The organism is Pectobacterium aroidearum, assembly GCF_041228105.1.
GTDB lineage: Bacteria > Pseudomonadota > Gammaproteobacteria > Enterobacterales > Enterobacteriaceae > Pectobacterium > Pectobacterium aroidearum.
Window position 1 is genome coordinate 92,994 of sequence record NZ_CP166097.1, and the last position, 11,576, is coordinate 104,569.

Annotated in this window: 8 protein-coding genes; 4 read left to right on the forward strand and 4 right to left on the reverse strand. The window is 55.4% G+C overall.

What is annotated here, in order from left to right; genetic code table 11:
- Positions 1-5: 5 nt before the first annotated feature.
- From bcsB to bcsR, 4 genes are all read right to left on the reverse strand, one after another.
- The gene (gene bcsB / locus AB8809_RS00375) at positions 6-2,324 is read right to left on the reverse strand and encodes a cellulose biosynthesis cyclic di-GMP-binding regulatory protein BcsB (RefSeq protein WP_349855559.1); all 2,319 of its coding nucleotides are present in this window, start codon (positions 2,322-2,324) and stop codon (positions 6-8) included.
- A gap of 74 nt (positions 2,325-2,398) precedes the next feature.
- Positions 2,399-5,098, reverse strand: coding sequence for a UDP-forming cellulose synthase catalytic subunit (gene bcsA / locus AB8809_RS00380; protein WP_349855560.1), 2,700 nt, complete (start codon positions 5,096-5,098; stop codon positions 2,399-2,401).
- Entirely contained in the window at positions 5,095-5,832 is a 738-nt protein-coding gene (gene bcsQ / locus AB8809_RS00385; RefSeq protein WP_012772820.1) for a cellulose biosynthesis protein BcsQ, read from the reverse strand. The genes bcsA and bcsQ overlap by 4 nt, the downstream gene beginning before the upstream one ends.
- Before the next feature lie 2 nt (positions 5,833-5,834).
- On the reverse strand, positions 5,835-6,044 hold the full coding sequence (gene bcsR / locus AB8809_RS00390) for a cellulose biosynthesis protein BcsR (protein WP_012772821.1): 210 nt from the start codon (positions 6,042-6,044) through the stop codon (positions 5,835-5,837).
- A gap of 330 nt (positions 6,045-6,374) precedes the next feature.
- On the opposite strand from bcsR, the gene bcsE reads away from it, so the two are divergent.
- From bcsE to AB8809_RS00410, 4 genes are all read left to right on the forward strand, one after another.
- Positions 6,375-7,979, forward strand: a complete 1,605-nt coding sequence (bcsE, locus tag AB8809_RS00395) for a cellulose biosynthesis protein BcsE (RefSeq protein WP_349855561.1) — start codon at positions 6,375-6,377, stop codon at positions 7,977-7,979.
- Entirely contained in the window at positions 7,976-8,194 is a 219-nt protein-coding gene (bcsF, locus tag AB8809_RS00400) for a cellulose biosynthesis protein BcsF (protein WP_012772823.1), read from the forward strand. The genes bcsE and bcsF overlap by 4 nt, the downstream gene beginning before the upstream one ends.
- A 1-nt stretch (position 8,195) precedes the next feature.
- Entirely contained in the window at positions 8,196-9,857 is a 1,662-nt protein-coding gene (gene bcsG / locus AB8809_RS00405; protein WP_349855562.1) for a cellulose biosynthesis protein BcsG, read from the forward strand.
- 385 nt (positions 9,858-10,242) lie between these two features.
- Positions 10,243-11,394 carry an adenylate/guanylate cyclase domain-containing protein gene (locus AB8809_RS00410; RefSeq protein WP_349855563.1) on the forward strand — a complete coding sequence of 384 codons (1,152 nt, stop codon included), beginning with the start codon at positions 10,243-10,245 and terminating at the stop codon, positions 11,392-11,394.
- The last annotated feature ends 182 nt before the right edge of the window (positions 11,395-11,576 follow it).

The following is an 11,576-nucleotide window of genomic DNA, read 5'->3' on the forward strand; positions in this document are numbered from 1 at the left end:
GTGCGTTAGTCCCTTTCATCCGGCGACAGGCGACGGCGACTGAAGAATTTCAGGCCACGCCACAGCAGCCAGGCAACAATAACGACGGTAAGCGTCGAGATGATGGCTAGCCAAACGGGATGCTGCGCCAATGCGTGCCAGATGCGTTCCCACCACGGCAGATGGCCGACGTAATAAATGTCTCCGACGCGGAGATTATTAATACCCGATTCGCGGATGACGGAAACGGAACCGAACAGCGAGGCTCTTTTTTCGCTGTCGATCAGCGCGTTATTGAGCAGCGTATAGCCCTGTGGGCTATCGGCCAGCAGGGCGACAACGCTACGCTGGTCGTGATATGGAGACTGGAAGCCGATAATCGCCGACATCGGACCATCACCGCTGACGGTGGTTTTGCTGTCTGGTTTCGCGTCAGCGTCAGGCGGGTCAATGTCCAGGACCGCGGTCTGGCGTGTCGGTTGTTTAATCCAGCTTTGCGTTTGCTCGACCAGCAGGTTGATTTTGCTGTCATCGTGCAGCGCTGGCGGGATAGCACCGATCATCAAAATATCGTTGTCCTGCTTGTCGATTTGCGTCCAGTCATCGCTGAGCTGTACCGCCAGCGCCGGATAGCCGGTTTGCGCCCCAATGTTACCGATGGCGTTCAGCATGGCGCTAACCTGCGCGGGCTGTGGTTGCTTGTTCACCAGCACCAGCGTTTGTGACAGATCAGCCAGTCGGCTGAACGGGTAGCCAGCATTGGCAAAGGCGCGCAGATCCGGCATCGCCATAAAGTGGCGGTAGCCAGAGAAGTTAATCGTCGAATTGCTGTCGATGACGGCGTGATTCACGACGGGCGTATAGGTTTCGCAGCGGTCAGCGGTGCCGCTGGAGAGCAGCGTGGTGTAGTTGAAATCAAAGCGTAGCTGGTTGGTGGTACCCAGTTTCAGCGCCGGAATTGACAGGCTCTTGTTGGAATCCCATAGCCCCTGCGTCAGCGGCAGGCGCATTAACAGGGAATTCTGGTCGTGCTCCGGCGCCAGCGAGAAAGCCTGCACAAACTGATTGTTCAGGTTGATGCTCAGACGTGAACCGTCCTGAATCTGCGGCGCGGTGTAGCGGTATTTCAGGCGCATATCGATGCCCTGACTGCGAATCAGGAACAAGTCGGGCGGCAGGTTCATCGTGAGTGAAATCGGCCGGGGCACGATGCCGTCAGTTTGCAGCTGTTCGTTATATTGCTGAAGCTCGGCGAAGGTCATTGGGCGGTCGGTGCGAACCCAGTTTGGCGCATCATACGGCTGGCGTGGAGCAAGCTGCTCCACCTTATCAATGGTGACGCTCTGCCCACGGAACAGCGTGTTCCCCTGGGCGATACCCTGTACGGCGGTGAGCAGCTCATTGTCATCACGCCCCTGAACCAGCAGCAGCTTAATGTGAGGATCGCTAGGGTGGCTGACGATAGATACCGTTGGCCCGTTTACGGCGGGGGTATCACGCAGGAAATCCGGCCGCTTATCGTTCGTGGCGAACACAATGCCGTGGCTCTCCGGTAACTGGTTGAAGAGCGCCGGGAAAGACTGCCCACGCCATTGCGCTTTGCTGCCAAACCAGGAGGCAAGCATCGCTGCGGCACGCTGCTGAACCAGATCCGGCTGGCCGGCAAAGACGATGGGCAGCGTCAGCGGGCGGGTATCGCGGCTGTCAAAAAACGGCGCAGGGAACGGCGACAGATCGTCCTTCAGCGTCAGTTTCTGGAATTGCAGGTTGAGCGTGCTGGCTTTACTGACATCCAGCCAGAGACTGGTACTGGCCGGATTTTCACAGATGTTCTGATAATGGCCGACGAACACCAGTTGCAGGCGGTTAAAGTCCGTGATGTAGCGCGGATCGATAGGAATACGGACGCGATTGGATTTCCCCATCTGCTCTTTGCCAAGTGGCGTGACGCCCATTAGCTCATTGTTCAGGTAAACTTTGATATGCGACTCGGTGGGGATCAGCGCCGGCGACGGGGTAAATTCGAGATCGAGGGAAGCCTGCGTGACGACTTCGTCGCTGCGAACGCCGAACTCAATTTGCCCGTCGGGATTGATGCCGCGCAATGCAAAGGTGCCCGGTGCCGGTGCGATTTGCGCAAAGGGCAGCATCACGTTGCGCACGGCGGCATTAGTCGACGGCTGTGCAAGAGGAACCGCTGGCATGGCTGTCGCTGACGTTGCGGTAGCAGGCGGCTGGGCTGCGTCCCCTGTGGCCGGTGTCTGTGCGTGCGGCGCGGTGACAGCCTGAGATAATGAGCTGACGCCTAAAGCCAATGCGGTGAACCAGATTATTTTTTTCGTCATCGTGTCATCATCAATGTTAAGGGTCTTTCTCGTTGTCGGGAGAGAGACCGTTGATCACGGCCTGTGAATGGCAATCAAGCCACTGTCTTTTCTGCAAACAGGTTCTCTTGTGCAAATCGTGTTTCATGGGCAAACGGCGTCTTGCCCTGATGGGCAGCTTTTTCCGGCAGGGCAGTGCCCGACTGATCTGTTACGGTGCGTTTTCCTACATAGCGCGGGATGAATGACACCACCCACACCACGATATTGAGGAAGACCAGAATAATGCTGCGTATGATGGGCGGCGCGTAATCCGCCAGACGCAGGTAGCCGCGGAAGCCGAGAGCCAGCACATCAACCAGACTTTCGACCGGTTTATCCTGTGCAAAACTGTCTTGCCAGAGCGCCCAGGTATCGGCGCGGGCAAACGTACATTGAATAAAATCAATATGCTGGCGAATGGTCAGATTGGTCATGCGCAGGCCAATCTTGTTGTCGAATGCGCGGGTGACGCTGAAAGGGAAGGCGTACTCCTGCTGGCCGCGTTTTAGCAACAGCGAGACGCTGTCCCCGACCTGAAGAATGCCTGATTCGCGGGTTTCAATACCGACGCCACCATCGGAATAGTCGCGCAGGACGCAGGGGAAAAGATGACCGTCGGGGCGCAGAATCGCGGCGGACATCGACATTTCTACTCGATGCGCCTGACGTACCTGCTTGGCCTCGACCGCAACCGCAACGGCGCCACCGAGAATGGTCATGTTATACGCGACCCAGATCAGACTGATGATCACCGTCATGAGCTCTTCCGATGGCCCGTAAATCAGACGCCAGACGCCATATACCACCCCAGCGATATTCAGCAGCACCAGTACCAGATAAGGCCGGGTGATCACCCAGTCAACGTGTTGTTCTTCAACCAGTCCGCCTTTGGCCGTCACGTTGAATTTCCCTTTGTGCGGGTTAAATAGCGCCACGGTCGTGGGGCGAGCGATGTACCACGCCAGCACGGTTTCATAAATCTCACTCCAGAAAGAGTGGCGGTAGCGCCCCTGGATGCGGGAGTTGGTCAGACTGGCGTGCACCATGTGCGGCAGCACGTAGAGCGCGATGGCCAGCGCCGGGGCGAAAATGATGTAGGCGTGCAACAGGAGAAACGCCAGCGGCGCGGTGAGAAAGATCAGCCGGGGAATACCGGACAGGAAGTGCATCATGGCGTTGGCGTAACACAGCCGTTGCCCCAGTTTCAGCCCTTTGCCTAACAGCGGGTTATCCAACCGGAAGATCTGTACCATGCCGCGCGCCCAGCGAATACGCTGCCCAATGTGAGCCGAGAGGCTTTCGGTCGCCAGCCCGGCGGCCTGCGGAATACGAATATACGCCGAGCTGTATCCACGGCGATGCAGGCGCAGCGAGGTGTGTGCATCCTCCGTTACTGTTTCGACTGCGATGCCGCCAATTTCATCCAGCGGTTTACGCCGCAGGATGGCGCAGGAACCGCAGAAGAATGTGGCGTCCCACATGTCGTTACCGTCCTGAACCAGACCGTAAAACAGCGTGCCCTCGTTGGGCGTGCGGCGAAAGCGACCCAGATTGCGCTCAAAGGGGTCGGGCGAGAAGAAATGGTGCGGTGTTTGCAGCATCGCCAGCTTTTTGTCTTTGAAAAACCAGCCCATCGTTAATTGCAGAAAGGAGCGGGTAGGAACGTGGTCGCAGTCGAAAATGGCGACGAATTCACCTTCTGCCTGTTTCAGAGCGTTGTTGATGTTCCCGGCTTTGGCATGTTCGTGCGTGACGCGGGCGATGTAATGAACGCCGACTTCCTCTGCGAAAGCTTTAAATTCGGCGCGGCCACCGTCATCCAGAATATAAATGTTGAGTTTGTCTTTAGGCCAGTCGATGCCTAGCGCGGCATACACCGTCGGTTTCACGACGCTCAGCGGTTCATTGTAGGTCGGGATCATGAGATCGACGGTCGGCCACGTTTTGCTGTCTTCCGGCAGTGAAACCGGATGGCGATTCAGCGGCCAGATCGTCTGGAAATAGCCCAGAACCAACACGACCCAGGCATAGGTTTCCGCCGCCAGCAGTAACATACCGCAGACCAGGCTGAGGGGATCGTCCCAGTTCAGCGTTTCGGTGTAGCGCCACCATAGGTAGCGGCAGGAGACGGTGAAAGAAAGGGCGATCATCATGAGCGTCGGCATGCGTCCCGGCATGTTACGAACGAGCATGGCGATGCCCCACAGCAGCAGCATGAAAATAAACTGCGATAGCAAATCAAACGGCTGCGTGATGCACAGCAGCGCCAGCGCCGCACACAGCAGGCTCAGTATCACCGTCACCAGCCTCTGTAGGCTATTCGTTTTGGCGGAATTGGATTCACTGCTTTCGCGATCGTCAGTATTGGCGTGACTAAAGCGGACAAACAGCGCTTGCTGCGCGTTCATGTAGCGTTGCCGCCAGCGCGGTAGCGCCGAGAAGTAATTGCGACGTGATGTCGGCAATTGGCCGTTTTTGATGGTCAGCAGCCAAAGACCTTGCGTCAGATAGCGAAGGATATCGGCCGGACGCGGGCGTTGAGGCAAGATGTGCGGGAACCAGTAGGTCCGCTGCGCGCGAATCTGTTGCCAGCCTTCAGACTCCAGCCGCAGGAAGATCCAGCCGAGTATCGCAAACAGCGTAGCGAAAAAGGCGGCGAAGGCGGAGGCACCCTGCTGACGATAGCCGCGGTAGCGCTGCTGTATCGCCTGCCTGGCGGGCGGGACGAGAAAGAGGCGCAGGATCCCGCTCATACGCCGCTTTCCTTAACGTGAATCAGGCACCAGTTTGCTAGCGTCATGATCTCTTCCGCTGCCACGCTGTCCGGGCGGCATTCGCCCAGCGGCTGTTTCAGCATCAGCGATTCTGCCAGGGCTTCGTCACGGTGTACCACCAGCGGCAGCAGATGTGAAAGCGTGTGCAGCCAGAGCTGGTGTAAATCCTGCTGGAGCGTGCTGAGGGTGGAAAATTGATTAACCAGAAAATGACACTGGCGCGGCAATGCCTGCTGATGTAAGCGTGAATGGCAGTTGGCATCCGCCACCACCACCTGAAAGACGGTATTCGCGGTGGCTAGCGCCTGCCGCGTGAGCGGACTATTGTCCGCTGGTACATCGATCAGTATCCAGCGATGGCGACCCGCTGCACTGAGCTGCGCCAGCTTGTTTTGCCAGAGTGCGGGGTGCTGATGGTAATGTTGTTGAAGCGTAGCGACTTCCTGTGCGTTCAGGCGACCAAACGGCAGAAAATCCAATCCGGGCAGATATTGCATGGCGCCAGTTTGCCACGGCGCGTCGTCGGCTTCCGCCCGCGCCCAGCCGCGGCGTTGCTCAAACGGCATATTGAAGTTAATGCGCAGCAAATTATCCGGCGAAAAATCAATCACCAGCGCGGGCTCACCCAACCGTTGGAAGGCCCACCCCAGTGCGGCCGCTATTGAGGTTGTGCCCACACCGCCACGGATTCCCTGCAATGCAATCACGGGCATCGTCAGTCGCTCCCGGCCGGTTCTTTTAATTCATCCAGCAGCGGCCAGCGAGCCATCATTTGGCTCAGACGCGCCTGACGGGCAATATCGATATAGTTTATTTCGGGTAAAGAAAAAGCCTGACTGAGAACCCGCAGATCGTCCTCGGTTCTTGCATTTTCGGTTAAATCGGCGCGTGCGCTGGTATCTCTACGAGTCGGTTCGTTATTCATCCCATGCCTCTGAAATAGGCTATCCATTATCATTGAGATTGATAAAAGGGAAACATCTGCATGGCAGATGTGGTCGCACTCATAACAGACAGTCTGGCAGATGACGGTTTACGCCTCTGCTGTCTTTAATAAGGGGTCAGGTGTGCCAATTAACTATAGCAATGAATTCATGATTGCAATGTGAATAGAGAAAAATAGTAATGGGCGATTTATTAACGAATAGGAATAATTCATAGCGTACGGTTGTGATCCCACAAGGGGCTGCTAGAGTTTATTTTGACTGTATATTTAAGGTGGCATGCCCGCCATTAACGGAAAAGAAATCAGTCTATGAAGCAGAACTTTTCATTAGGTATTCGTGACCTTTGGGATGAGCTGGTTACGCTCCAGCAGGCTGGCTTTTATTGGGTTAATATCGATCGGCAGGTTGATGCCGCATTATTTTGCCAGCAAATCATACACGTCCAGAATAATGACGCGAGAATGGCGTTAATAGGCTGTGGGGAGCGATCTGATTCGCTGCTGACAACGCTATTTTCTAATGAGATCAATGGTGCCGAAAAAAAACAATTATCTTGCTATATTTTGCCGGAAAATAAAGCCGCGCTGCTGAATTTAACCGATGATTTAATGCGTGCATTACGCCCCAAGAATCGCCTTCTGGTGCTTTATGCGCCGGCCAGCCTGTGGCGGGATATTTCGCCGGAAAGGCTGCAACGCTGGGTGGATGACACGGCAGCATGGCTGCATCAGCGCCAGTGTACGCTGGTGGTCATCGGCCACAGCACCGGTGTGACCCGTCTGAGAAATATGCTGATTTCCCAACACCGCGGACTCTACGGTTTGGCGAGCCTGCAATGGCAGCAGGATCGTGCCCAGTATCTGGTGTCATGGTGGGCAACAGAAAGAGGCGTGCGGGCGAATCAGGTACAGATGCTGCAATCCGATAACGACGGCTGGTACATGCTGACGGAAGAGCAGTCCATCCTCACGCCGTCTCTGGATGACGATGGACTATTCCTGATAGAAAAGAGCGTGCTAGAAGGTGCGCCTGCGCTGTCAGAAAACTGGCAGTTGATGGACGACAACGCCATTTTGGTACAAACCGGCATGCTGACGCATGCGGCGACCCTCGTTTTTGCACTGAATCAGACCAGTCAGGTGGATACGCTCGTCAAGCAGGTTCATAGCCTGCGGCGCCAGCGTGGTGAATTGCTGAAGATTGTGGTGCGGGAAATGAAGCCCTGCCTGCGTGCCAGCGACGAGCGTCTGCTATTGGCATGTGGTGCCAATATTATTGTCTCCCATTCCGAACCGTTATCCCGTTTTCTGGCGCGGATTGAAAGCGTGCAGGGGCAGCGTTTTACCAAGCATGTGCCTGTCGATGTTGAGGTCTTGCTGACCACCATGCGGCCGCTACAGATTAAGGGTTACCAGCCTCCAGAGACTTTTCGGCAGTCCGTGCAGATGTTGATTGATAGCACGCTCATGCCGGAAGGCAGCAAAGGCGTGCTGGTCGCATTGCGCCCCGTGCCGGGCGTACGGGCGGCGCAGGCGTTGACGCTCTGCACGCTGCGACGCTTTGGTGATGTCGTCACGATCGTGCAGGATCGCCTGTTTTTGTTCTTGTCCAATTGCCGTCTGAATGAGCTCGATATCGCGCTGAAATCTATTTTTCGCCTGCCAGTGAATGAAGTGTTCAGCAATCGGATTGTCTGGTCGCAAGATCTACAGATTCTGGCAGAAGTGAAATCGTTGGCTCAGGATGGCACGCCGGGTCAGGAGCAGCAGCTTAACGATTATGTTCAATTGCAGAAGGCCGAATCCGCACCGCGCGGCCAGACGCCGCGGCGTGAACCGATTGCGATTGATTTATTAAACCCTGATTTACTGCAACCTGATCTACTGGCTCGCGCGCCGGGAGAACCGTCATGAACCTGCTTGATATTGTTCAACTGGTGTTATTGAGCGCGGTCGTCTTCTTTACGCTTGGGTATCTGGCGCACCGTGTGATTCCTCACTGGCTTCAGTACTGGAAAAACAGGCTGCTGTCGCCGCGCTACCTGCAACCTGCGAGCGTTTGGATGCGCAGCCCTTCTTCAACAAAGACGGTCTCAACCAAGCCGACTTCAGCAGAGACTAAAAAATAAAATGGACGAAAAAACACGCTCGCAGCAACCGCATATGCAAAAACAGCAGAACCTATGGCGCTACTGGCGTGGGCTCGGTGCCTGGAATTTGTATTTCTTGCTGAAATTTGCCTTGTTATGGTTTGGCTACCTGAATTTTCATCCGCTGCTTAATCTGGTCTTTCTGGCCTTTCTGCTGTTCCCGATCCCCAACGTTACGCTGCACCGCTGGCGGCATATTATTGCTATCCCACTCGGTATCGGGCTGTTTTACCATGACACCTGGTTGCCGGGTATCAACAGCATTGTTAGTCAGGGAACGCAGGTCGCTGGCTTTAGCGCGTCGTATTTGCTGGAGCTGTTAACTCGCTTCATTAACTGGCAAATGGTCGGCGCGGCGGTGGTCATTACCGTGGCTTACCTGTTCTTCGCGCAGTGGATTCGTATTACGGTGTTTACCGTGGCGGCGCTGGCGTGGTTAAACATCGTCAATTTGGCAGGGCCTGCTGTTTCTCTGATGCCTGCGGCATCGACGACGACGACCCCCTCGGCGGCGACTTCCCCAACGGGGGGAGATACGGCGTTACCTGAAGCGACATTACCGCCAACGAACGCGAACCTAACGGCTTACCTGAATCAGTTTTATACGCGAGAAAAAGCACGAACCACGGCGTTCCCTGCCGCACTGCCGCAGGATGCACAGCCTTTTGACCTCCTGATTATCAATATTTGTTCGTTATCGTGGTCGGATCTGGACGTGGCGCAGTTGGACAATCATCCGCTGTGGAAGAAATTCGATATCCTGTTCCGTCAGTTTAACTCAGCCACCGCTTACAGCGGGCCTGCATCCATTCGCCTGCTGCGCGCAAGCTGCGGCCAGCAGTCCCACACTGATTTGTATCAGCCGGTGAATCAACAGTGCTACCTGTTCAGCAACTTGGTGAAGCTGGGTTTTGAAGAACAACTGATGCTCGATCATTCCGGCGTCTTTGGTAATTACCTGCGTGAAGTACGGGAAGAGGGCGATATTCAGATCCCAATGCTGTCGCAGGAAGGCATTAGCCACCAGATTACCTCGTTCGACGGCGAACCGATTTATAACGATCTGGAACTGCTAAATCGCTGGCTGGGCGAGCGGGATAAAGCGACAACGACGCGTAACGCAACCTTCTTTAACCTGATCCCACTGCATGACGGCAACCGCTTTGTCGGCACCAACCAGTCGGCGGACTATGCGCCACGCGCGAAGATTCTGTTTGACCAACTGGACGCGTTTTTTGATGTGTTGCAGAAATCCGGTCGCAAAGTGATGGTGGTGGTGGTGCCGGAGCACGGCGCGGCGCTGGCCGGAGATAAGATGCAAATGTCCGGGCTGCGCGATATTCCCAGCCCGAGCATCACGCATATTCCTGTCGGCGTGAAACTGTTTGGCCTACAGGCTCCGCATCAGGGCAACGCGCTGGAGGTGACGTCGCCGAGCAGCTATCTGGCGATTTCGGAACTGGTGGCGCGAATGGTGGATGGCAAAGTGTTCACCGCGCCTTCTGTTGACTGGCAAACGCTAACGAGCGCCTTGCCGCAAACGGAAGCGATCTCGGAAAATGAGAACGCTATCGTGATGCAATATCAGGGAAAACCCTACATTCGTCTGAACGGCGGAGACTGGGTGCCTTACCCGCAATAATCTCATCTCGTGACGTTATCGGGCAGGCGAGAAGCCTGCCCGATTCTTTTCCTGGCGTCGTCCGCTCTCTTCCGTCTGTTCCCGAATAGCCACACTGGCTTATGCAGGGGATATCCCCTATTCTGAGGCCGCGTTACTGCTGTTGCCGAGCGTCGCCTAGGATTAAGATGAAATCCCCCAGACATCAGCAGAAAACAGCGTTGAGGCGGTGATGAGCTGCCTTATACTAGTCGCCGCGCGTACCCGTGTTGCTGTGCGTAACGCGTGCGCGATTTCGCGTTGTGTATTCCTCACCTGTTTTATCTGGTGAGTCAGGTATTCAGGTCTGCATAAAGGTTGACGGAGAAAGCGCTTGCGGCTCAGACGTTCATTAACGATTAAACAGATGACAGCCGTGTCTGCCGTGGCATTGGTGACGATCAGCCTGTTTATCGTCATACAGCTCTTTCACTTCGTTCATCAACGCCGTGAAGATTATGCCAGACAGCTGGAGAGCATCGCCTATTCCGTGCGCCAACCACTGACGGATGCGGTGCTGCAAGGGGAAGTTCAGCGGGCTGGCAATATTCTGGACAGCTTATTACCGGTTGCTTTTCTAAGCCGGGCAGATGTGCTGCTGCCGGATGATTTCCAGACGCTGCATGCGAATTTCCCGAAAGAACGTCCGGTGCCAGACTGGATCGCGCGGGTATTCAGGCTGCCGATCCGTATTTCTATTCCGCTCTATTCCCCACCGCAGACGCAGTACTCGGCACCGCTGGCACATCTGGTCTTGCAGGCGGATTCCTACCGGATGTATCAATTTATCGTCAGCACCTTTTCAACCATGCTGGCAACGTACCTGCTGCTGGCGCTGATTATGTCGATCGCCATTACCTGGTGCATGAACCGCCTGCTGATACACCCGCTGCGTGGGATTATTATCGAGTTACAGAATCTCCCGCCGGATGCCATGCTGCACCGTCCGCTCACGCTGCCGCCCTGGCATCATGATGATGAATTGGGCGCGTTGGTGCGCAGCTACAACCGCAATCAACAACTGCTGGAGCAATCTCTTTCTGCCGGAACGGAAGGGGCGGGGTTACCGGATAAAGCGCATTTTATGCGACGCCTCGAACAGCGTCTGGCCGATGCTACTCCATTCAGCCTGCTGGTTTTCGGGCTTGATTCCTCAGCCAGCAAGCAGGGCGATATGGCCACGCTAGCTACGCAGCTTCGCGCGGTGATTGAGGAACAAAACGAGGCAGGGCTCACCTGTCTGGCACGTCTCGATTGTGACGAATTCGCTCTCATCGGGAAAACGCTGGGATCTGCCGGGCAAGCACAGGACTGGGCGCAAAACGTCATGCTGGCGATCAATCTGCCTTTTTTACCCGCGGACGCCCAGCCTGCACGGGCTGTCAGTGTGGGTATCCTCACCATTACCGATCCTCGGCCAGAGGCGGCGGCGCTGCTGTTGTCACAGGCGCGTTTTGCCATGCAGCTAGCGCGGCATGATAAGAAATGTGGTATTCATTGCCTCACCGCGCCTTCCTGATTCTTCACAGGTAACGTAAATGTTACTTTTTGTGGATAGGTTTCCTGAAAGGCACTTTCCCCGTATGGCGGGGGGTTGTGCGCTTTTATAGGGGATTATCCTGCTGCAAAAATGTGCATCTGTTACAAGTAAATTGCACTGATGTTTCTTTATAATTCTTGCTGACGTGATTCAGCTCTTGT